A 23391-nucleotide genomic window follows, 5' to 3' on the forward strand; every position below is an offset into this window, starting at 1 on the left:
AAGCGTGTCAGCAAAATGACAGTTGTCAGTGTTGGCAAACTCGACGGAGCTTGGCCTTTTGATATCAAGTCATTGACTGGTTTAGAAAAGTGCCGTTTTTAAAGGGCTTTAACGGCGTTTAACTAGGCGATGAACGGTATTTATTCATAGATTTTTACGTTTGACGGGCTTAAAGCGTGTCATTTTTGGGCTAACTTTTTTTTGACGCATTAGCCGTTCATCCCTTTTCTTGCGCTTTGCAAAGCCGCTGCTAACGTGCAGAAAACGACCCTCTCTCCAACGCCGCCCTATCGCCGAGAAACACATGCTCCGATACCTCAAGGAACTGTTGCTGGTGCTCTACCTGATCAGGGGATATGACTATTACCTTGACCGTCTGAATGCCTTGGGTTTGGGTTTCGCCACGTTGCTGTTCGGTGCGATGTTCGTGGTATTGGTGGTGGCGCTGTGGATGAGTGCTTACATTCGCCAGACCTTCGTGCGTCACCTGTTCGCACTGGCAATGTTTGGTTCGGCGGTGTTCTTCGAGGTTTACACGCGGGTGACCGACAGCTACCTGACGTACAGCCAGTTTGTGTCGCTGGTGTATTCGGGTGGTTTTATCGGGGAGGCGGCTTCGCAGTACCGCGAAGTGATTGTCAGCGCCGCCACCGGTGGCCTGTTGCTGCTGTTGGGACTGGGTCTCAAGCCTCGGCGGTCGGTGTCATTGCCCGGTTATTTGCCTATCGCCGCGCCTGTGTTGGGCGTGTTGTTGCTCAGTGGAGTCCTGTTCGTCCGGGCGGGCGAGGGCGCGCGGGGGCTGCCGGTGATGTACACACCACTGGCCTATCTGAATCTGTTCGTTTACGAAGCCCTGCACAACACTGTCGGCCCTCGGGAGTCGATTCGCCTGGCGCGGCAAACTTCGGCGATCGAGCATGATATTGTGCTGATCATCGATGAAAGCGTTGCTGGAAATTATCTGGATATCAATACGCCGTTCGGCGTGCACACGGGCCTCAAGACGCCGCCCGATGGGGTGCAGGTGTTCAATTTCGGTTACGCCGCTTCCATTGCCAACTGCAGCGCCGACACCAACGTCACCTTGCGTTACGGTGGCACCCGAGCCGATTACGTGCGCATCAACAGCACGTTGCCGTCGATCTGGCAATACGCTAAAAACGCCGGGTTGCGCACGGTCTATATCGACGCCCAGCGTACCGGTGGTCACCTTCAGAACCTGATGACCGAGACCGAAAAAAACGATATCGACGACTTCGTGCAGTTCGACCGCACCCCGGTGTTCGAGCGGGACATGGCGGTTGCCACGCAACTGATCGAGCGACTGGGCAATGACCGGGCCGAACTGGTGGTGGTGAACAAGCTCGGTGCGCATTTTCCGGTGCACGACAAATACCCGGATGAGTTCATGAGCTATCGTCCCGCACTGCCGCGTGGGCGCTTTCTCGAAGTCGCCGACACCGGCCAGCGTGACGGTTTTGATGGCCGGACCCGTGACTGGGAGCTATACCGCAACGCTTACCAGAACACTTTGCTGTGGAATGTCGGAGAGTTCTTCAGGCGGATCTTCCAGCAGGCCGATTTAGGCAACGCCGTGCTGATCTACACCTCCGACCACGGTCAGGACCTTCACGAGCGCGGCAACCCCGGGCTCAATACCCACTGCGGTGGTGACCCGGTGGCGGAGGAAGGGCTTGTGCCGCTGGTGGTCATAGAAGGCGCGCGGTTGCAGACCCTGGATTGGCAGCGGGCGTGGGCACAGAACAAGGACCGCTCCAGCCACTACAACATCTTCCCGACGCTGTTGCAGTTGATGGGGTACGACCCGGCCGGTGTTGAAGCGACTTATGGAAAATCCCTGAGCCAGCCGACCGAAGACGCCTTTACCTTCAACTACCGCTTCAATGCGCGGCTGGGGGCGACGCCTGAATGGAAACATATCGATCTCAAGCAGATTGTCACACCGGGTCCGGTTCAAGCCGAGATGGCGGCGGGGCAGTCGGCACCGCTGTTGAATGTGCCGCCGTCATCGCGAGCCGGTTCGCTCCCACAGTAGATCTTCGTTAATTATGTGTCTGGCTGGCTGGCAGCATTACCCGACGGTCGGTTTTTCCACCACAAAAAACAGCATTGTCTACAGTTTGAAGTGACGGTAGTTCCGTTGCCGTCACCGTGATCGTCCAGAAAAATCCGGCCAATGCACCGGGTTTCCACCTGATCAGGAGTGCACGATGGACCTCAACCGTCGTCAGTTCTTCAAGGTCGCTGGTCTCGGCCTTGCGGGCTCAAGCCTCGGCGCGCTGGGCATGGCCCCGACGCCAGCTTTCGCCGAACAAGTGCGTCATTTCAAGCTCGCCCATACCCATGAAACCCGCAACACCTGCCCGTACTGCTCGGTCGGTTGCGGTTTGATCATGTACAGCCTGGGTGACAATGCGAAGAATGTCGCCCAGAGCATCATCCACATAGAAGGCGATGCCGACCATCCCGTCAATCGTGGCACCCTCTGCCCCAAAGGCGCAGGGCTGCTCGATTTCATTCATAGCCCCACTCGTCTCCAGTACCCGCAGGTGCGCAAGCCCGGCACCACGCAATGGACGCGAATCTCCTGGGATGAAGCGCTGGATCGCATCGCCGACCTGATGAAGGCCGACCGCGACGCCAATTTCATCGAGAACAACGCCCAGGGGCAAACGGTGAATCGCTGGCTGACCACCGGTTTCCTTGCGGCGTCGGCATCGTCCAACGAAGCGGGGTACATCACCCACAAGGTGATTCGCAGTCTCGGCATGCTGGGGTTTGATAACCAGGCACGTGTCTGACATGGCCCGACGGTGGCAAGTCTTGCCCCGACGTATGGCCGTGGTGCCATGACCAACCACTGGACCGATATCGCCAACGCGAATCTGGTTCTGGTGATGGGTGGCAACGCCGCCGAAGCGCACCCTTGCGGTTTCAAATGGGTGACCGAAGCCAAAGCCCACAACAAGGCGCGGCTGATTGTGGTCGACCCGCGTTTCACCCGTACGGCCTCGGTGGCCGATTATTACGCGCCGATCCGCACCGGCACCGACATTGCCTTCATGGGCGGGCTGATCAATTACCTGCTGACCGAAGACAAGATCCAGCACGAATACGTACGCGCCTATACGGACCTGTCATTCATCGTCAAGGCCAACTACGGCTTCGAGGATGGGCTGTTCAGCGGCTACGACGCGAGCAAGCGCATCTATACCGACAAGTCCGGCTGGGGCTACGAAATCGGCGAGGACGGTTTCGCCAAAGTCGACCCGACCTTGCAAGACCCACGCTGCGTCTATCAATTAATGAAGCAGCATTACAGCCGCTACACCCTGGAGCTGACCAGTCAGGTCTGCGGCATGCCCGTGGATGCGATGCAGAAAATCTGGGAAGAGATCGCCACCTGCTCGCAACCGGGCAAAACCATGACGATTCTCTACGCGCTGGGCTGGACCCAGCATTCGACCGGCTCGCAGATGATCCGCAGCGCGGCCATGGTGCAACTGCTGCTGGGCAACGTCGGCATGCCGGGCGGGGGCGTCAATGCGCTGCGCGGGCACTCCAACATCCAGGGCCTGACCGACTTGGGCTTGCTGTCCAACCTGCTGCCCGGTTACCTGACCCTGCCGGCCGAGGCCGAACAGGATTACAACGCCTACATCGCCAAGCGCGCACTCAAGCCGCTGCGTCCCGGGCAGATGTCTTACTGGCAGAACTACGGCAAGTTTCACGTCAGCCTGATGAAAGCCTGGTACGGCGCCAATGCCACTGCCGAGAATAACTGGGGCTATGACTGGCTGCCCAAACTGGACATTCCCGGCTACGACATCCTGAAAATGTTCGACATGATGGGCAAGGGCGAGGTCAATGGCTACATGTGCCAGGGCTTCAACCCGATCGCAGCCTTGCCGGACAAGAACCGGGTAATGAAGGCGCTGGCCAAACTCAAGTGGCTGGTGGTGATGGACCCACTGGCCACCGAAACCTCGGAGTTCTGGCGCAACGCCGGCCCTTACAACGATGTGCAAACGGTCGAGATCCAGACCGAAGTCATCCGTCTGCCCACCACCTGTTTCGCCGAAGAAAACGGTTCGCTGGTCAACAGCGGTCGTTGGCTGCAATGGCACTGGAAGGGTGCCGATGGCCCGGGGCAGGCGCGCACGGACGTGAAGATCATGGCCGAGCTGTTCTTGCGCCTGCGCAAGCGTTACCAGGCCAATGGTGGTGCCGGGGCCGAGCCGATCCTCAAGCTCGACTGGCCCTACAAAGTGCCGGATGACCCGGCGCCGGAAGAGTTGGCCCGGGAATTCAACGGCTACGCCGTATCCGATGTCTCCGACGCTTCAGGCGCGGTAATCAAGACGGGTCAGCAACTGTCCGGTTTCGGCCAACTCAAGGACGATGGCAGCACGGCGTCCGGGTGCTGGATTTTCTGCGGCAGCTGGACCGAGCAGGGCAACCTGATGGCCCGGCGAGACAACAGCGATCCTTTCGGCATGAAGCAGAACCCGGGGTGGGCCTGGGCCTGGCCGATGAACCGGCGGATTCTCTATAACCGTGCCTCTTGCGACCCTCAAGGCAAACCATGGGACCCGAACAAACGGCTGGTGTGGTGGAACGGCAAGGTCTGGACCGGCACCGACGTGCCCGATTACAAGGCCGACGCCGCACCGGAAGCGGGCATCAACCCGTTCATCATGAACCCAGAAGGCGTGGCGCGTTTCTTCGCCCTCGACAAGATGAACGAAGGGCCATTCCCGGAACACTATGAACCGTTCGAGACGCCCATTGGCATCAACCCGATGCACCCCAACAACAAGCAGGCGACCAGCAATCCGGCCGGGCGGATCTTCGATTCAGTCTGGGACACGCTCGGGCAGGCCAAGGATTTCCCTTATGCGGCGACCAGCTACCGGCTGACCGAACACTTCCATTTCTGGTCCAAGCATTGCCCGATCAACGCTATTACCCAGCCCGAACAGTTTGTCGAAATCGGCGAAGTCCTGGCCAAGGAGAAAGGCATTGCTGCTGGTGACAGGGTGCGGGTCAGTTCCAAGCGCGGGCACATCGAAGCGGTGGCGGTGGTGACCAAGCGGATTCGTCCGCTGCAGGTCAACAATCAAGTGGTGCACCAGATCGGTATCCCGTTGCACTGGGGTTTCACCGGCGCCACCCGTCACGGTTACCTGACCAACACCCTGGTGCCGTTCCTCGGCGATGGCAACACACAGACCCCGGAATCCAAGTCGTTCCTGGTCAACGTGGAGAAAGTCTAAATGGCCAGCCAAGACATCATCGCCCGTTCGGCCACCACCACCATGCCGCCCTCGGTGCGCACGCAAGAGGCAGTGGCCAAGCTGATCGATACCACCAAGTGCATCGGCTGCAAGGCCTGCCAGGTCGCCTGCTCGGAATGGAACGAGCTGCGCGACGATGTCGGTCACAACCTAGGCACTTATGACAACCCTCAAGACCTCAGCGCAGACACCTGGACCTTGATGCGCTTTACCGAGCATGAAACCGACGCCGGTAACCTCGAATGGTTGATCCGCAAGGACGGCTGCATGCACTGCGCCGAGCCCGGCTGCCTGGCGGCGTGCCCGAGCCCCGGCGCGATCATCAAACACGTCAACGGCATCGTCGATTTCGATCAGGACCATTGCATCGGTTGCGGGTATTGCATCACCGGTTGCCCGTTCAACATTCCGCGCATCTCGCAAAAGGACCACAAGGCTTATAAATGCACGCTGTGTTCGGATCGGGTGGCGGTGGGGCTGGAGCCGGCCTGCGTGAAAACCTGCCCGACTGGCGCCATCGTTTTCGGCAGCAAGGAAGACATGAAGGAGCACGCCGCCGAACGTATCGTCGACCTCAAGAGTCGCGGTTTCGAAAACGCCGGTTTGTATGATCCCGAAGGCGTCGGCGGCACGCACGTCATGTATGTGCTGCACCATGCCGACACACCCAGGTTGTATGCCGGGTTGCCGGATCACCCGGTGATCAGTCCGTTGGTGGACCTGTGGAAAGGCCTGAGCAAACCCCTGGCGTTGCTTGCCATGGGCGCGGCGGTGCTGGCCGGGTTCTTCCATTACGTGCGCGTCGGGCCACAACGGGTCGAGGAAGACGAACATCCAGTCACCCTCGACCCGGCGGTGCATGAATTCGATCCGTCGGTGCACACCTTTGATCCGACGAAACCCGGCGGGGAGGACAGGCCATGAACGACAAAACGATCCTGCGCTACACCTCCAACCAGCGCACCAATCACTGGCTGGTGGCGATTCTGTTTTTCATGGCCGCGCTGTCGGGGCTGGCCTTGTTCCATCCGGGATTGTTCTGGCTCAGCAACCTGTTTGGCGGCGGTTCGTGGACGCGCATTCTGCATCCGTACATGGGCGTGGCGATGTTTGTGCTGTTCCTCGGTCTGGTGTTCAGTTTTTGGCGGGCGAATTACTTCAGCGCCAACGACCGGTTGTGGCTCACGCGCGTCGGGACGGTCATGCGTAACGAGGAGGAGGGCGTACCGCCAATCGGCAAATACAACCCGGCGCAGAAAGTGCTGTTCTGGGTCTTGCTGATCTGCATGCTGGTGCTGCTGTTCAGCGGGCTGGTGATCTGGCGTGCCTGGTTCAGCGCGTACTTCGGCATCACCAGTATTCGCTGGGCGATGCTGCTGCATGCGCTGGCAGGGTTCATCCTGGTGCTGAGCATCATCATTCACATCTATGCGGGTATCTGGATTCGTGGTTCGGTCCATGCAATGGTGCGTGGCAGAGTCAGTCGCGCCTGGGCGAAAAAACACCATGAACTCTGGTACCGGGAAGTGACCCGAGACGAGACGCCTGAGCGACCGATCAGCAAAAAAGGATGACCCCGTGGCCACGATCCTTGAGCCTGGGCAGATAGAAGCGGCGGCGAGCTCACCGCCGTTTCTGTACCTGCCACCGAATAACCTGTTCACCTTGCGCGCGCTGCGTCTGGAGCACCTGGCCGACGGGCATCCCATGGCGGCCTATCTGCGCTTGATCGCGGGGCTGTGCCACGCTCAGCAGAAATTGATGGACGAGCCGCCCGTGGCCGCCATGCCCGATCCCGAACGTCTTCGGGTGTGCGTGGAACATGGTTTGCCACCGTTCGCCGCCGACAGTCTGGTGCGCGAAAACGTTTGGTTGCCGTATCTCGAAGCGTTGTTGCAGCGCTATCAGCCACCGCCACAAACGGCGGTAGAAAACGCCGTGGCGACTTTGCGTAGTGCCAACCCGGGGATGCTCAAGGCGTGGGCGATTGCCTTGGTCAGCGGACAGTATTCAATGCTGCCGGCAGAGCTGGTGCCGTTCCTCGGTGCAGCGCTGCAAGCGGCCTGGAGCCATTGGCTGCTGAGTTCACCGAACCTTGAACTCAAGCGCGGCGACAGTCTTAGTCAATGCCCGGCCTGCGGTTCACCGGCGATGGCCGGAGTGATTCGCCATCGCGGCAAATACAACGGTTTGCGTTATCTGGTGTGCTCGTTGTGCGCTTGCGAATGGCATGCGGTGCGGGTCAAGTGCGTGTATTGCGAACAGAGCAAGGGACTTCGATACGTCAGCTTCGAGGATGACCGTCATACTGCCAATCAGGCGCCGTTGCGGGCGGAAGTCTGCCCCGGCTGCAACAGCTATCTGAAACTGAGCTACCTGGAAAACGACGCCGAAGCCGAAGCGCTCTCGGCAGACCTGTCCAGCCTGATGCTGGACATGCGCCTGGAGCAGGAGGGCTACCAGCGCCCATCGCCGAATCTGATGCTGGCGCCGGGAGGCGACTGAGCCTGTCCTCCTAAGCCTATCCCGATGAGCCCAGCGGCTACACTCAGACGCGACGGTCATTCGCTTCCGGGAGCCTCTGATGTCTGCAACCTCCGCCAGCCCAGTTTTGCGGCTGCCCTCCATCGACAGCTTGCTGCGCCATCCCGCCTGCCAGGTGTTGGCTGAGCGTTATGGGCGTGACGCGCTGCTGGCCGGCCTGCGGGAACTGCTCGAGGACCTGCGCGAGCCGATGCTCAAGGTTGAACTCGCTGCCGTTGAAATAGCTCCCGACGTATTGGCGGGCAGGGTGGGTGAGCGTCTGGCGATCCAGCATCGCAGCCAGGTCCGGCGGGTGTTCAACCTCACCGGCACGGTGCTGCACACCAACCTTGGGCGCGCGTTGCTGCCGGAGTCGGCTATCGAAGCCGTTCAGCTCGCCGCCCGCTATCCGCTCAATCTGGAATTTGATCTGCACAGCGGCAAGCGTGGCGACCGGGACGACCTGATCGAAGGCCTGGTCCGCGAGCTGACCGGCGCCGAAGCGGTGACCGTGGTCAACAACAACGCCGCCGCCGTATTGCTGACGCTCAACAGCCTGGGCGCGCGCAAGGAAGGCATCATTTCCCGTGGTGAACTGATCGAAATCGGCGGCGCCTTCCGCATTCCCGACATCATGGCCCGCGCCGGAGTGCGGCTGCACGAAGTGGGTACCACCAACCGCACCCATGCCCGCGATTACGAGGCGGCCATCGGTCCGCGCAGTGGCCTGGTGATGCGCGTACATGCGAGCAATTACTCAATCGAAGGTTTCACTGCCCGGGTGCCGACGGCTGAATTGGCGGAGTTGGCTCACCGCCACGGACTGCCGCTGCTCGAAGACTTGGGCAGCGGCAGTCTGCTGGACCTGACTCGCTGGGGCCTGCCCGCCGAACCGACGGTGCGCCAGGCCCTGATCGATGGCGCGGATATCGTTACCTTCAGCGGCGACAAACTGCTCGGCGGTCCCCAGGCCGGGTTGATAGTCGGCCGCAAAGACCTGATCGCGAAGATCAAGAAGAATCCGCTCAAGCGCGCACTGCGGGTCGACAAGCTAACCCTGGCAGCCCTCGAAGCCGTATTGGCGCTGTACCGCGATCCTGAGCGGTTGGTCGAGCGCCTGCCGAGTCTGCGCCTGCTGACCCGCCCCCAAACCGACATCTTCGCCCAGGCCGAACGCCTGCAACCGCCACTGGCACAGGTATTGGGTGACGGCTGGAGCATCAGCGCGGTACCAGCGCTGGGCATGATCGGCAGCGGCAGCCAACCGGTGGCGCGCTTACCGAGTGCTGCGTTATGCCTGCGGCCCAACGTATCCAAACGTCTGCGCGGGCGGCGATTGATGGGGCTGGAAGCCGCGTTTCGTCGGCTGCCGATTCCCGTGCTCGGGCGCATCGACGGCGATGCGCTTTGGCTGGACCTGCGCCAACTCGACGACGAAGCCGCGTGGTTGGCCCAACTCAATCAACTGCAGGAGGAGGGTCAGGACGGGTGATTGTCGGCACAGCGGGGCACATCGATCACGGCAAAACCTCCTTGCTCCAGGCACTGACCGGCCAGGCTGGCGACCGTCGCCGGGAAGAACGCGAACGCGGCATGACCATCGACCTCGGCTACATCTACGCGGCGCTGGAGCCGGGCGCGGCGCTGACCGGTTTTATCGACGTCCCCGGCCATGAGCGCTTCACCCACAACATGCTCGCCGGTGCTCAGGGCATTGATCTGGTGTTGTTGGTGGTGGCGGCCGATGACGGTGTCATGCCTCAGACCCGCGAACATTTGGCGATTGTCGAGTTGCTGGGCATCCCTCGGGCACTGATTGCAATCACCAAATGCGACCGCGTCGACCCTGCTCGTGTGCAAGCCGTCCAGGAACAGATCGACGCATTGCTCGCACCCGGACCTTATGCCGGCGCGCCGAAAGTCGCGCTGTCGAGTGTGACCGGCGAAGGCGTCGAGACACTGCGTAACGCCTTGCTGGATGCGCAACATGAGGTGCTTCAACGCAGCGCCAGCGGCGGTTTTCGCCTGGCGATTGATCGGGCTTTCAGTGTGGCCGGTGCCGGGATCGTGGTGACCGGCACCGCGTTGTCTGGCCAAGTGGCCGTGGGCGATACGCTGATGTTGAGTCCGCTGGGCAAACCGGTGCGGGTGCGAGGCCTGCATGCGCAGAATCAGGCGGCTGACAGCGCAACGGCCGGGCAGCGAGTCGCGCTGAACCTGAGTGCCGACCGTTTGGCCCTGGAGCAGGTTCACCGGGGCCAATGGTTGTTGGCCGAATGGCTGCATGCGCCGCCCCAGCGTCTGGATATCGAGATGACCTTGTTGGTCAGCGAGGCGCGAAGCTTCGAGCACTTTCAGCCAGTGCACGTGCATCTCGGCACTCAGGACGTGACCGGGCGAGTGGTCTTGCTGGAGGGCGTCAGCCTGGCACCGGGTGAGCAGATGTTCGCGCAATTGCGGGTGAACGCGCCGGTGCTGGCGGTGAAGGGCGATCGTTTGATCCTGCGCGACCAAAGCGCTCAACGCACTCTCGGCGGTGGCCGGGTGCTTGACCCGTTCGCCCCGGCCCGACACCACCGTAGCCCCGAAAGATTGGCGCAGCTAAAGACGCTGGCCACCACGACCAGCCTGGAAGACGCACTGCCGGCGCTGCTGGCCAACAGCGACACCGGGCTCGATCCGCAGCGTCTGGAACGCCAGTTCAATCGTCCGCGCGATAGCTGGGTGTTGCCCGATGACGTGCGCTTGATCGATACGCGGCAAGGGCCGTTGTTGTTCAGCGCCGCCCGCTGGGAGGCCTTGAAAGCGCCACTGCTGGAACACCTGGCACGCTTTCATCAACTCGAACCGGATCAAATGGGACCAGACAGGGATCGCCTGCGTCGCTTCGCCGGCACCGCGCTGGACCGGCCGACCTTTATCAGCCTGCTCAACGAATTACTGGCCAGCGGTGCGATCGTCGCCAGCGGCCCTTGGCTGCACTTGCCCGATCACCAAGTGCGATTGAGCGAAGACGATGAAACCCTGTGGCAACAATTACAGCCGTTGTTCGAACAGGCGGGTTTCGATCCGCCGTGGGTGCGTGATCTGGCTAAAGCGACGAGCCATGAAGAGGCCACCGTACGCCTGTTGCTGCGCAAGATGGCGCGTTTGGGGTTGATGCATCAAGTGGTCCGTGACTTGTTTTATACCGAGACCCTGGTGCGCCGATTGGCGGCTATGCTGGTGCAACTGGCCAGCGATGATCCGGTGATTCAGGTCACCGCGTTTCGCGATGCCGTGGGCCTGGGGCGCAAGCGCAGTATTCAGATTCTGGAGTACTTCGACCGAATCGGCCTGACCCGACGCTTTGGCGACCGGCGCCACATCCGGCTCGACAATGCACTGGCCCAACAAGAAGACTGAGTTCAAGGAAGGCAATCGCGCCCGGTGGCGCGGCCGGGCTTCAAACCCGGTTGGGGACGGCATCCGTTCCCGGGCAGGTTCGACTCCGGCTGCCTTCCGCCATTTGATAGAGCACAGGGGTAGGCGCAATCGCTGCGCAAGCGAGTCGTTCGTAGATCTTGCATACCCACAAGCCTGCGAGGGGCTCACTGGATTGCGGCGATTGGGCCGAGTCGGGCCGGGTCGTGCAGCAGGGAGAATCCCAGCTCGCGCAATGTGCGGCCGATGAAGCGTGAGCCCACATCGTTCAAGTGTGCGTCATCGCGGTACAACAACTGCCCGTCAATGATCGGGCTGCAGAGTCCCGCTGGGCAGATCACTTGATTGGGGTCGATAAAGCGCACCTGGGGCAGTCTGGCGCGTATCCCTTCCCAATACGTCGCGGTGATATCCAGTGGGGCTGAGCATGGGCGATCGGTGCCGAACATCAAGCGGCGCACGGGGCAGGTCGCTGCATTGTCGATGTTCTGGTTGCGCAGGATCACGATGACCTGACCGGTGTTGTTCGCCACGTGCTTGATGCTCGCTTCGATAATTTGCGCAGCCGACGCATCCCTGGGCCAGGCGCCGGCCAGCACGACGTATGGGTAGTGGTTCTGCTTGATCAGCTCGAACACCCGGGCGTTGCGCGCCATGCAACGGTCCCCATACGCCTCGGACACCTCGGTGACATAGCCGAAAATCGGCGGGCAGGCGTCCAGGGTGTAGTCCATTAATCTGATGCCGTTGGGTTTGGCCAGGATATCGACCATGCCCGTGAAATGATTGGCGAACGAGTCACCCACCAGCATCCCGTCCAGTTGCTCTTTGTGTGCGCCGAGCCGGCAAGCCGGATCAGGTTCGGCGCTGTACCGCGCACTGGGCATATGGCAACCGCTGCGAAGCCTGTTCGGTTTGCTCAGCGCCATGGCCTCGAGCCTCGACACTTCAGGTGCAAAACGCTGTGGGAAGCCATTCCATTGCAGGCTCAAGGTCGCCAGGAGGGCCAGCCCCAGGGCCGGGACCATGAATCGCCGGACCAGTACGCGAGGGAACTGCAATTGCGCGCCAGAGCGCCGAAAGGGAATTTCGACATACCGCCAGGACCACCAGGACAACAGAATCGACACCAGCACCAGTGATACGCCCACAGAAAGGGTTATCTCGATGCCCAGGTAATTCAGGTAGGCAATCAACGGCCAGTGCCATAAATACAGCGAATAGGAAATCAGGCCTATGAACACCATGGGGCGGTTGGTCAGCAGGCGCGAGCGAGCCTCACCGCTGCCGGCCAGAATCAGCAGCGCTGCCCCCAGGCAAGGTATAAAAGCGTTGACACCAGGGAAGGGTGTGTCCCGGCTCAGGGCAAACAAGGAAAAAACAATCAGTCCATACCCCGCCGCTGTATAAGCCAGCACTTCTATCCTGCTGAGTGTACGTGGCTGATAAAGATAGATACCCAGCGCTCCGCCCATCATGAGTTCGAAAAAACGTGTGGGCAGCAGGTAATAGGAGGCCGTGGCGAAGACGTTCGTGGCATATGCGGAAAACCCTACTGCCGCCACGATACCGACGCCCAATACCGGCAGAATATAACGCGGGGCAAAGCGATAGAGCACCAGGATCAACAGCGGCCAGATCACGTAGAACTGCTCTTCAATCCCCAGGGACCAGGTATGCAGCAGCGGCGCCTCGCTGGCATCGGCGGCGAAATAGTTTCCGTACTTCATCCAGATATAGATATTCGAGACCCCCAGCAGGGAGAACAGCGCACTGACGTTGAGCCGCGTCAGGTCGGCTGGAGAAAGGATGAAGGCCCCTGCGATCACGCTCGCCAACAACACAATGGCGAGTGCGGGCACGATGCGATTGATGCGCCGCTGATAAAAGCGTTTGAGCGAAAAGGCGTTGCCCTTGATCTCGGAAAACACCTGGGAAGTGATGAGGTAACCCGAGATGACGAAAAAAATATCGACCCCCACGAACCCGCCTGGCAGCAGGTTGGCGTTGAGGTGATGGATGAGTACGGCCAGGACTGCAATGCAGCGAAGCCCATCGATATCGAGGCGATATTGGGTTTGAGGCATGTCGGCGATCGTCCTTGAATAGGAGGCAATCCAGGTGCGTCATGTTTATGACGAATTTGCCGACTGCATGTAAACGGCACGTATTAGTCATTGATTGATAGCTTGAAATTTATGCTTTGCAAGGCGTCGGGCAAAACAAGGCGAGGCAGACGACCAGCGGTGTTTGCCCGTTGCCTGAGCGCATCCTTGATCTGTCCCCGTCACCCAACTCCGCTATCCTGAGCCTCACGTTTACCCATGAGCCTTTTCATGCTTGAAGTTCGCGACGTATTTAAGAGCTATCCCACGCCGCAAGGGCCATTGCCGGTGCTGCAAGGTATCGACCTGACGTTGGCCCCTGGCGACAGCCTGGCGCTGATGGGGGAGTCCGGCAGCGGGAAAAGCACCTTGCTGCATCTGGTTGCCGGTTTGGACAAGGTCGACCGTGGCAGCATTCGCTTTGGCGAGCGCAGGCTCGACGGCATGAGCGAAAGCCAACTGGCGAGCTGGCGACGTACACAGCTCGGCCTGGTGTTCCAGCAGTTCAACCTCATCAGTAGCTTGCCGGTGGAGGATAATCTGGCGTTCCAGGCGCGTCTGTGCGGTCGCTATGACCCTGTCTGGCAGACCCATCTGGTGCAACGGCTCGGCCTTTCGCAACTGCTGCATCGCTATCCCGAACAGTTGTCCGGCGGCCAGCAGCAACGGGTGGCATTGGGCCGGGCACTGGCCTCGCGACCGCCCTTGTTGCTGGCTGACGAGCCCACCGGTAGCCTCGACGAAACCACCAGCGACGAGGTGTTGCAACTGTTGCTGGAGTTGCTGGACGGCAGCCCGACGAGCCTGCTGATGGTGACCCACAGCCCCCGGGTGGCAGCCCGTCTGAGCCGTCGGGTGGTATTGCAGGGCGGACGTCTGGCGCAGGTGGCCCAAGGGTGATGATTTTTCGCCAGACGCTCAAGGCCTTGCTCAGCCATTGGCGTCAGCACCCTGTGCAGTTTTTCAGCGTCCTGACCGGTCTCTGGCTCGCCACCAGCCTGCTCACCGGTGTGCAGGCGCTCAACAGTCAGGCTCGGGACAGTTACGCTCGAGCCAGCCAGCTGATTGGTGGTGAACCCCAGGCCAGCCTCAGTGCGCCCGGCGGCGGCACCTTCACTCAACGATGGTTTGTCGATCTGCGTCGCCTGGGATGGCCGGTGTCCCCCGTGTTGCAGGCTCGGGTGACGCTGCAGGGGCACGAGGATCAGCGCCTGCAGTTAATGGGCATCGATCCGGTGTCTTTGCCCCCCGCAGCGGCAGTGGCGGGGCAGGTCCGGGAGATGGCAGACGTGGTGGCGTTTTTCACTGACCCTGGCCGCACCTGGATCGCTGCGCAGACCTTGCAGGCCTTGGGACTGAGCGAGGGTGATCGGCCCCGGACGGTCGATGGACAATCCCTGCCGCCGTTGCTTATCCAGGCGGACATGGCGCCCGGTGTGCTGCTGATGGACATCGGCTTCGCCCAGCAGGTACTTGGACGGCCGGACCAGCTGTCGCGTTTGCTATTGCCTGCCACGTTCACCGCGCCCTTGCCGACGGCGTTCAACGGCCGGCTGCAGTTCAAGCACGCCGATGAAGAAAACAATCTGTCACGCCTGACCGAAAGCTTTCACCTGAACCTCGCCGCCTTGGGGGTGCTGTCCTTCGTGGTGGGGTTGTTCATCGTTCACGCCGCCATTGGCCTGGCGCTGGAACAACGCCGTAGCTTGCTGCGAACCCTGCGGGCCTGTGGCGTCAGTGCGCGGGTGCTGGTCGCCAGCCTGGCCCTTGAACTGGGCGCGCTGGCCTTGCTCGGCGGAATCGCCGGGGTGCTCAGCGGCTACTGGCTGGCCAGCCTGTTGTTGCCCGATGTCGCGGCGAGCCTGCGCGGCCTGTACGGCGCCGAAGTGGCCGGCCACCTGAACCTCAGCCCGTGGTGGTGGCTCAGCGGCGTGGGCCTGAGCCTGCTCGGTGCGTTATTGGCCGGAGCCGACAGTTTGCTGCGGGCGGCGCGTCTGCCGTTGTTGGCGCTGGCCAATCCCCAGGCCTGGCATCAGGCCCATGCCCGCTGGCTGCGGCGCCAGGGGTGGGTGGCGACATTGGCGGGGTTGCTCGCAGTATCGGCGTTGATCTGGGGTGACAGCCTGGGCAGCGGTTTTGTCTTGATGACGGCGTTGTTGCTGGGCGCTGCCCTGGCCTTACCGGTGTTGCTCAGTGGTGCGCTGAAGTTGCTGTTGCGCCGCAGTCGTTCGGTACTTGGGCAATGGTTTCTCGCCGACTGCCGTCAGCAATTGCCGACGCTGAGCCTGGCACTGATGGCGTTGCTACTGGCACTGGCGGCGAATATCGGTGCCGGCAGCATGACCGCCGGTTTTCGCCAGACTTTCAGTGACTGGCTCGAGCAACGGTTGACCGCCGAGCTGTACATCAGTCCGCAAACCCCGGCCCAGGCGGGTGAGCTGCACACCTGGCTCAAGGAGCAGCCGGTGATCACCACGATATTGCCCAACTGGCAGGTCTCGATCCCTTTGCAAGGCTGGTCGACGGACATCTACGGCATCATCGACCACAGCGCCTATCGCCAGCATTGGCCGTTGCTGGAATCGGTTTCCGACAAGCCTTGGGAGCAACTGGCGGCGGGTGACACGTTGATGCTCAGCGAACAGCTGGCCCGGCGTCTCAACGTGAACATTGGCGATCAATTGACTATTGCGACGCCCCAGGGGCCCTGGACGCCGCGCCTTGTCGGGATCTATGCCGACTACGGCAACCCCAAGGGCCATGTGCTGGTCAATGCCGACCACTTGCTCAAGCACTGGCCGCAACTGACGCCGAACCGCTTCAACCTGCGCATCGAACCGAGCGCGATCCCGGCGCTGCTGACGGCCTTGCAGGCCCGGTTCCGTCTGGAGGACAGCCGAATTGTCGATCAGGCCCGGCTCAAGGGCTGGTCGACGCAAGTATTCGAACGCACCTTCGCCGCCACCGCCGCCCTCAATAGCCTGACGCTGGCGGTGGCGGGGGTGGCGCTGTTCATCAGCCTGCTGACCCAGAGCCAAAGCCGCCTCGGTCAGTTGGCGCCGCTGTGGGCGCTGGGGGTAACGCGCCGGCAGTTGATGTTGCTCAATCTGGGCCAGACCTGGCTGTTGGCGCTATTGACCCTGGTGCTGGCCTTGCCACTGGGTATCGCCCTGGCCTGGTGCCTGGACGCGGTGATCAATGTGCAGGCCTTCGGCTGGCGCCTGCCGTTGCGGGTGTTCCCGTGGCAATTGGCGCAGTTGCTGGGTCTGGCGATGCTTGCCACCCTGCTGGCGTCGGCTTGGCCGCTGTATGCGTTGTACCGCACGCAACCGGCGGATTTGCTCAGGACCTTTGCCCATGAAGATTAAACTGGGCTTGATGCTGATGGCGCTGCTGCTCTGGGGTTGTGACAACCGGCAACCGCCGCCAAAAGGCTTCGCCGGTCTGGGTGAGCAGGTCGGCGCATTCATGCCCGTGGTGCCGGGGCGGGTATTCAGTTTTCCCGCCGATCATGGCGTTCATGAGGGGTTTCGCATCGAGTGGTGGTACGTCACTGCCAATCTCAAGGATGCCGAGGGCCGCGATTACGGTGTGCAATGGACACTGTTTCGCAGCGCCCTGAACGCCGTGCCCCAGGCCAGCGGCTGGCGCAACCAGACGATCTGGCTCGCTCATGCTGCGGTCACTTCCAGCGCCGTCCACCATGCCGCCGAGCGCTATGCCCGCGGCGGCGTGGGCCAGGCGGGGGTGCAGACGAGTCCTTTCGACGCCTGGATCGATGACTGGCGGTTCGCTACCCAAGCGTTGGGGGCCGATCCATTGGCGGACATGCAGCTCAAGGCCCGTGACCGACACTTCAGTTATGAGTTGCGCCTCACGTCGACGCGTCCGCTGGTGCTGCAGGGCGATAAGGGGTTCAGCCAGAAATCCGAACAGGGCCAGGCGTCGTACTACTACAGCCAACCGTTCTTCCAGGCCAGCGGCCATGTGGAAATCGATGGCCAGCGTTATACGGTCAGCGGCCCGGCCTGGCTCGACCGCGAATGGAGCAGCCAGCCACTGACTGCCAACCAGACGGGCTGGGACTGGTTTTCCCTGCACCTGGACAGCGGCGAGCATGTGATGCTCTACCGCATGCGCCACAAGGATGGGGCGCCATACCTCACGGGCACCTGGATCGATGCCCAAGGTCAGGCGCAGACCTTGCACGCCGATGAAATCAGCCTTGAACCACTGGACACCGCCGAGGTTGCCGGGCGCTCGATGCCGGTGCGCTGGACGATCAGGATCCCCGGCAAGCGACTCGACATCACCACCGATGCCTTGAACCCCAACGCTTGGATGAACCTGCGCATTCCCTATTGGGAAGGACCGGTGCACCTGAGCGGCAGCCACAGCGGCAACGGTTACCTGGAAATGACCGGCTACTGAGAATCGCCGGAACTCCCCGGGAACGTCGACCCTCATACCTTATGAATGTCTCTGAGGAGTCCGTCATGAGCGATGACCTCACACTTCCCTCGTTGGCCGACTGGCAGCGCTTGTTCGACGACAAGACCTACTGGCAGCAGTCGCCCGACGTCCATTTCACCGAGCTGATGCGGGTGGCCGATGACCTGTTCGGCCAGGGCGCTATCGACCTGGCACAGTGGCAGGAACTCAAGGCCAAGGCCGAGCAACTGCACCATCGTTCCCCCGACGCCAATGTCGCTGAAGAAGTCGCCGATCCTGACGCCTGACGCGCAGGCCCGAAAAATCAAGGAGTTCGCCATGAAACCCAGTGATCAAACGTCGCACAATCCAGACGAGCCGGCGATGCCGGGTGAGGTGGAGCGTGACAACGACGCCCTGCGCCCCAACGATCCGACTAAACGCAAACAGCAGGAAGGCGATACTGAAGCGGGGGAGACGGATGCACAAAAGACCGCGCGACAGGGCTGAGGATTGATAGATCGCGCGGTCTTGAAGACCCACTTGTTAATGCTGCTTTTACTTGCCAGGTCTTGTTTGGCGTAGCGGATATGTTTTTTATACTGCTGTTGAATTTTGTATAGCTGTTTGTATAGCTCTGTAGGCGCACTGGAGTTTAGCGAAGTTCGTGGAAAGAGAGCCCGCTCGTGCCGGCTGCCAAACGACCCAAAAAACAGCGGTTGCTGGGCGGCCTAAGGAGAACGGGCTGGCTCGTCACGCGATTGATTGGGCATTAATAATTACGACTAAAGATAAATAATTATTTAAACAAGCGCGCGCACATATTTTGCAAGTTCCACTATTATTATGCCCGTTCGCCCAGTGTCAGGCTCTTTACCAGTGCATGGAATGCCGAGGCCGTCGCACTGGGCGAACACCATCCTGAATCGATATCTATCGACGATTAACCGGCGACTGGTGAACGCCAGTCATCGGAGCCCGACGTGCCGCTGACTTCGTGGGTCCAGGTGATCTTGCGGTAGGTGAAGTGCACATCTTCCAGATGGGTGAAGTGCGCGTTCGCCGGGTCCTGACAGTTGAGCATGTAGTCCTTGATATCGACGATGATCGCGTCTTCCAGGGTGGTGGTGTAGTAATGCTCCTGGGTGCCGGCTGCCGAGGTGCGGTACCACTGGATCTCGACTTTGGTCAGGCGTTCTCCACAGGTCAGGGCCGCCAGCAGCAGCGGCGAGGCCTTGTCGAACACCTTGGTGATGACCAGGGGTTTATGCACGCGCTGGCCGGTTGGCTGACCCGACTGAGGATCGCGGGGGATGATGACCTGGTGTTCGAAGCCTTGCACCATGACTTGATCTTCATGACCTTCCTGGTAGGTATTGCCCACCGAGTCGGCCGTAAACGCGCCGGCAGTGATCAGACCTTGTTTGGTGCCTTCGATGGACATGTAAGCGGGGGTAGCCAATGGATGCTCTCCTTGCGGGATAACTAAAGGGACCTGGGAAAGGAATCGTCCCCAGGTGGCCTGACGGTTATCAAGAGCCATGCCATTTTCTAAAAAAACTATTTATATCAATAAGTTGGGATTAATAACCGGTCCATGAGCGCTCCGGGTACAGAGGTATGCGCGCGAGTAGTTGCGTAGTTGGCAGGCCGGACGCGCAATTTCTTACGCATTCGGCTTTCGGTTTTTTCCTACATTCCCAAGGCGGACATGCACTCATCCATGGAGCGCTGTTGCGTTTCGGCATACAGCTGCAGCTCATCGATGGTCGGTTGTCCCAGCGCTTGCTCGAATGCCTGGCGATTGGACTGTCCGGCGTAGTGAATTTGGGCTGCATCGCCGAGGTTCGACTGGAAGATGCCAGCGGCGCTCACTGGCAGGAAGTCCTCGTACACCAAGGGTTCGGCGCGCAGGTATTGCGCTTCCAGCAAGTGTTCCAGCGAGGCCGGTTGCTTGATCGTGCCTTTGGCAGCGAGGCCCTTTGGCGTCACGAAATAGCGAAAGTACGCCAGTGCCTGCCGACGCAGCTCATCGTGGTCGTCAGGAAACTGGGCAAAATGTTCGGTCATCAGTGCGTTATAGCGTTCGGCGTTGGCTTCGTTGGGAAATTCCCCCAGCGCATCCCGAGCGGCGTTCAGCAACTGATCGTAGAGTGCACGACCTTTCGGGGTCAGGGCGGCGCCCCGTTGCTCGATTTCGCCGAAGCGGGCGCTGTGGCTGCCTTGGGATTGGGGCTGGTCGGTGAACGCTACAGGTTCGTCGAGCGCTTTGAAGCTGGTCTGGCGCAGCAGGATCGGGCAATGCCGACGGGGCGGGCCTTCGACGACTGCCTTGGGGGTGATGCCGTGCACGGGCATCTGGGCCTGAACGATGTCGATGTCCAGGGTGCGTGGCGTCAGGTGATTGATGTGCGGGCCCTTGAAAGCCACCACGTCGGCGATCAGCCGATGCTGGGCGCTCAGTTGCCGATATTGCTCGGCCGTGACGGTGGCGCTGTGGTGCCAACGAAAGGTTTCCAGGGCCTGCAGGACGAAGTCATCAGCCTGTGGTTGGGTCAGACCACCTTGGCGTTCGGCGAGGTCGATGAGCTGGAGCGCTGTGGCGGTGAAGATCTGGCGCTTGTTCAGTACCGATTCGGCAAAGGCCCGCAGCTCGGTGTTTTCGATCAGCTCCAGACGCAGCAACGAGGTAAACACCCGGAATGGGCTGACCTGCAAGGCGCTTTCATGCACGGCTCGAAAGGCCGTGGAATGCACAGGCACCCCGGCGGGCGTGAGGTCGTAGTAGCCCACCGGGTGCATGCCCATGACCGCGAACAGACGCCCCAGGGTTGCCAGTTCTGCGGCGGTGCCGACACGGATCGCGCCGTGGCGCTCCAGGTCCAGGCGCTGGAGTTCGCCGGTACTGCGCAGGTGTTCGGCCAAGTGCGGGTCGTTGACCAGCACCTGGGCATTGGTCTGTTCCACCAGATTCATCAGTGCCCCGTACAGCGGCACCTCGTCGCGGTACATGTCGGACATCGCCTTGGAGAAGCGTTGGCGGATCAGGTCGGGACTGACGAAGCTCATTGTGAGAATTCCTGGCGCAAGCTGTGGGAAAGTGGGAGGAAAGATCGCAGCCTTCACCAGCGTCGACAAACGAAGAATCTTCAGGACTTCATTCTGTCAGGGACTGATCCGCCCACTTCACCGTGGCTCAGCGGCATCAAGGTCATTGGCCCAGGCCCTTGAGAAAATCGCGATACAGCGCGGCGGTTCTCCCGGGGCGTTCGACCATGGGCATGTGGCCGACCCCATCCCAGATTTCCACACGCAAGTCGGCGATGCCCTTGCTCCACACGGGCACGCTGCTGACGTCGATCAGCCGGTCCTTGCGACCCCAGAGCAGCAGCGAAGGCGCGCGGATGTCGGGCAGGCGCGGCTCCATCGGCGGGCTGGCGCGAAAATCCACGAAGATCTCTTCCAGTTCATCCCGGCGTTGCTCATAACGCTCGGCCAGCGCCGCCAGCACCACACTCGGGACCCACGGCGGCGATGCCATCGTCATCGCGTAGAAAGGAGCGAAGTCGTCCCGCGAGCGCACCAGGAACGGGTTGTGGCCGGCTGCCAGATGCCGCTCCATGTCGCTGGGTTCGGGCGCGGTGACGCCGGCCGGGTCGATCAGGGCCAGGGTGAGTATCCGTTCCGGGGAAGTCGCCGCCAGCCAGGCGGCGAGATGACCGCCCATGGAGTTGCCGATCACATGGACCTTGTCCAGGCCGCAGGCATCCAGCAGTTCGATCACCCGCCGGGCCTGGGTCGGAATGTCATAACCGCCGCCGGCCTTGAAGCCGGTTTCGCCATGACCAGCCAGGTCAGGAATCACCACCCGGTAGTCGCTGACAAAATGCCGGGCAAAACGCAGCCAGAGGTTTTTGTCGGCGCTGTAGCCGTGCAGCATCAATATGCTGCCGGACGCTTCGTAGGGCCCGCCTTGCCAGGTCGACACGGTCATCTCGCTGATGGGCACCGTGATCTTGTGCAGTCGGTACAGACGCGCCTCCAGGGCCATGCCCATGTCGTACAGCACATGGCCGATGCCTGGATACGTCAGCCAGCTCCAGGCGATGAACACGGCGAGGACTACCCACAACACCAACATGCTTTGCCCTCCAGGGTCAGGACAGAATGTGATCGGCCAACCGCAGCCGACGAGTCAGATAGTGATAAGTGAAGCTGAAACCGGGGAACATCGCGACGACGTGGCCGCTTTTGCTTTGATACCAGCTGTGACAGCCACCGGATTTGCCTACTGCCGATGATCAACGCCTGATAGCTGCGCATGGGCCTCCTGGTGGTGGGTTGCCGATTCCCTTTGTCATGTATAGCCAAAATCCGAACAGCGCCGTGCATTTGAAGGGGAATAAATATCCCTTCATCGTTGGTGGCTATTTGATGTTGCCCTGATAGACTTCAAACTACCCTATCCCACAACCCGGGAAGTCCTCGGTATAGAGGTCTCTATGCACAAAACGGGACGAAAGGGACTGTCATTGGCCAGGAGGCTTTACACCTCACGAATCCTGGGCTTGGCGCTGGGGTTGTTGCTGGTGAGTGTCGCGGTCTATCCCCTCGACCCGGCACCCTGGGTCTGGGGAGCCATGCTTTTCAACGGCCTGATATGGCCGCATGTGGCCTATCAATGGGCCCGTCGCGCGGCCCTGCCGTTCCAGGCCGAACGCCGCAACTTGCTGATCGACGCCTTTCTTGGCGGTTTCTGGGTCGCGGCGATGCAATTCAATCCACTGCCCACGGCCGTTACGCTGGCGATGATGGCGATGAACAACGTCTCCATCGGCGGCTTGCGTTTTATGTTCGCCGGGGCGGCAGTGAAAATAGCGGGCATCGCCCTGGGCACCGCCATCTTCCCGTTGACCAGTGTGCCCATGACCAGCTCGGCGCAGCTCTACGCCAGTTTGCCGCTGTTGTGCATCTATCCGCTGGCGTTGGGTTGGATCTGTTTTCGCCAGACTGACGCCCTGGGCCGGCAAAAACGCGAGTTGTTGGCCCTGAGTCGTACCGACAGCCTGACCGGTCTGCTTAATCACGGGGCCTGGAAGGACCGGCTCAATGAAGAATTCCAGCGCTGCCTGCGACAGCCACACGATGGGACAGGTCACGGCGTGATTGCGCTGCTGGACATCGACCACTTCAAAGCCATCAATGACACCTATGGCCATGGCGCCGGCGACATGGTGTTGCGTCAGCTCGGCAAGATGCTCAGGCAAAACCTGCGGGCCGCCGACGTTGTGGGGCGTTACGGGGGGGACGAGTTCGGCGTGATTCTGCCGGACCTGACGTTGCACAATGCCGTGCTCGCCATGGAGAGCCTGCGTGAGCGATTCGCCCTGCTTGGGTGCGAGCAGGTCCCTGCGCTAAAAGTCACGCTGAGCATTGGCCTGGCGGCCTTCAACCCGGCCTATGGCGACGCGACTTTCTGGCTCAACGACGCCGACCAGGCGCTTTACCAGGCCAAGACCGGCGGACGCAATCGGGTTGTGTGTCATCGGCAGTGCCAGATGTTGGAGGAGCCGGCCGTTTCCTTCTGACCC

General features: G+C 61.0%; 17 protein-coding genes and 1 tRNA gene. 14 read left to right on the forward strand and 4 right to left on the reverse strand.

What is annotated here, in order from left to right:
* The first annotated feature begins 304 nt into the window (after positions 1-304).
* The 8 genes from BMY45_RS19820 (at position 305) to BMY45_RS19860 (ending at position 11348) form a co-directional block, all read left to right on the forward strand.
* Positions 305-2056, forward strand: a complete 1752-nt coding sequence (locus BMY45_RS19820) for a sulfatase-like hydrolase/transferase (protein WP_092400503.1) — start codon at positions 305-307, stop codon at positions 2054-2056.
* A gap of 175 nt (positions 2057-2231) precedes the next feature.
* On the forward strand, positions 2232-5297 hold the full coding sequence (gene fdnG / locus BMY45_RS19830) for a formate dehydrogenase-N subunit alpha (protein ID WP_143071675.1): 3066 nt from the start codon (positions 2232-2234) through the stop codon (positions 5295-5297).
* Entirely contained in the window at positions 5298-6242 is a 945-nt protein-coding gene (gene fdxH, locus BMY45_RS19835) for a formate dehydrogenase subunit beta (protein ID WP_092400509.1), read from the forward strand.
* Positions 6239-6892: a formate dehydrogenase subunit gamma gene (locus BMY45_RS19840; RefSeq protein ID WP_092400511.1), complete on the forward strand. Its 654-nt coding sequence runs from the start codon at positions 6239-6241 to the stop codon at positions 6890-6892. Before fdxH ends, BMY45_RS19840 begins: the two co-directional genes overlap by 4 nt.
* A gap of 4 nt (positions 6893-6896) precedes the next feature.
* A complete protein-coding gene (gene fdhE / locus BMY45_RS19845; protein ID WP_092400513.1) occupies positions 6897-7823 on the forward strand; it encodes a formate dehydrogenase accessory protein FdhE in 927 nt (308 codons plus the stop codon).
* A 79-nt stretch (positions 7824-7902) separates the two neighbouring features.
* Positions 7903-9333 (forward strand): L-seryl-tRNA(Sec) selenium transferase, encoded by a 1431-nt coding sequence (selA, locus tag BMY45_RS19850; protein ID WP_092400515.1) that lies wholly within the window; start codon positions 7903-7905, stop codon positions 9331-9333.
* Complete coding sequence (gene selB, locus BMY45_RS19855) at positions 9330-11246, forward strand: selenocysteine-specific translation elongation factor (RefSeq protein ID WP_092400517.1); 1917 nt, start codon at positions 9330-9332, stop codon at positions 11244-11246. Before selA ends, selB begins: the two co-directional genes overlap by 4 nt.
* A gap of 6 nt (positions 11247-11252) precedes the next feature.
* Positions 11253-11348 (forward strand) — tRNA-Sec (locus tag BMY45_RS19860).
* A gap of 83 nt (positions 11349-11431) precedes the next feature.
* On the opposite strand, the gene BMY45_RS19865 is transcribed toward BMY45_RS19860, so the two are convergent.
* Positions 11432-13351, reverse strand: a complete 1920-nt coding sequence (locus tag BMY45_RS19865; RefSeq protein ID WP_092400519.1) for an acyltransferase family protein — start codon at positions 13349-13351, stop codon at positions 11432-11434.
* Positions 13352-13600: 249 nt separating this feature from the next.
* Here BMY45_RS19865 and BMY45_RS19870 point away from each other — a divergent pair, with 249 nt between their 5' ends.
* The 5 genes from BMY45_RS19870 to BMY45_RS28210 all read left to right on the forward strand — a co-directional run bounded on the left by BMY45_RS19870 (position 13601) and on the right by BMY45_RS28210 (position 18310).
* The gene (locus BMY45_RS19870) at positions 13601-14269 is read left to right on the forward strand and encodes an ABC transporter ATP-binding protein (RefSeq protein ID WP_092400521.1); all 669 of its coding nucleotides are present in this window, start codon (positions 13601-13603) and stop codon (positions 14267-14269) included.
* Entirely contained in the window at positions 14266-16737 is a 2472-nt protein-coding gene (locus tag BMY45_RS19875) for an ABC transporter permease (protein WP_177193371.1), read from the forward strand. Before BMY45_RS19870 ends, BMY45_RS19875 begins: the two co-directional genes overlap by 4 nt.
* Positions 16727-17800 carry a lipocalin-like domain-containing protein gene (locus tag BMY45_RS19880; RefSeq protein WP_092400526.1) on the forward strand — a complete coding sequence of 358 codons (1074 nt, stop codon included), beginning with the start codon at positions 16727-16729 and terminating at the stop codon, positions 17798-17800. Before BMY45_RS19875 ends, BMY45_RS19880 begins: the two co-directional genes overlap by 11 nt.
* 65 nt (positions 17801-17865) lie before the next feature.
* Entirely contained in the window at positions 17866-18108 is a 243-nt protein-coding gene (locus tag BMY45_RS19885) for a hypothetical protein (protein WP_047228527.1), read from the forward strand.
* Between the two features lie 31 nt (positions 18109-18139).
* Entirely contained in the window at positions 18140-18310 is a 171-nt protein-coding gene (locus tag BMY45_RS28210; protein WP_177193372.1) for a hypothetical protein, read from the forward strand.
* A 433-nt stretch (positions 18311-18743) separates the two neighbouring features.
* On the opposite strand, the gene BMY45_RS19890 is transcribed toward BMY45_RS28210, so the two are convergent.
* The 3 genes from BMY45_RS19890 to BMY45_RS19900 form a co-directional block, all read right to left on the reverse strand.
* Positions 18744-19262 carry an Hcp family type VI secretion system effector gene (locus tag BMY45_RS19890; RefSeq protein WP_047228526.1) on the reverse strand — a complete coding sequence of 173 codons (519 nt, stop codon included), beginning with the start codon at positions 19260-19262 and terminating at the stop codon, positions 18744-18746.
* 230 nt (positions 19263-19492) lie between these two features.
* Positions 19493-20869, reverse strand: a complete 1377-nt coding sequence (locus BMY45_RS19895) for a 2-oxoadipate dioxygenase/decarboxylase HglS (protein WP_092400528.1) — start codon at positions 20867-20869, stop codon at positions 19493-19495.
* A gap of 142 nt (positions 20870-21011) precedes the next feature.
* Positions 21012-21941, reverse strand: coding sequence for an alpha/beta fold hydrolase (locus BMY45_RS19900; RefSeq protein ID WP_092400530.1), 930 nt, complete (start codon positions 21939-21941; stop codon positions 21012-21014).
* 361 nt (positions 21942-22302) lie between these two features.
* On the opposite strand from BMY45_RS19900, the gene BMY45_RS19905 reads away from it, so the two are divergent.
* Complete coding sequence (locus tag BMY45_RS19905) at positions 22303-23388, forward strand: diguanylate cyclase (RefSeq protein ID WP_092400532.1); 1086 nt, start codon at positions 22303-22305, stop codon at positions 23386-23388.
* The last annotated feature ends 3 nt before the right edge of the window (positions 23389-23391 follow it).

The sequence above is a fragment of the Pseudomonas sp. NFACC39-1 genome (assembly GCF_900110355.1).
Classification (GTDB): Bacteria; Pseudomonadota; Gammaproteobacteria; order Pseudomonadales; family Pseudomonadaceae; genus Aquipseudomonas; species Aquipseudomonas tehranensis.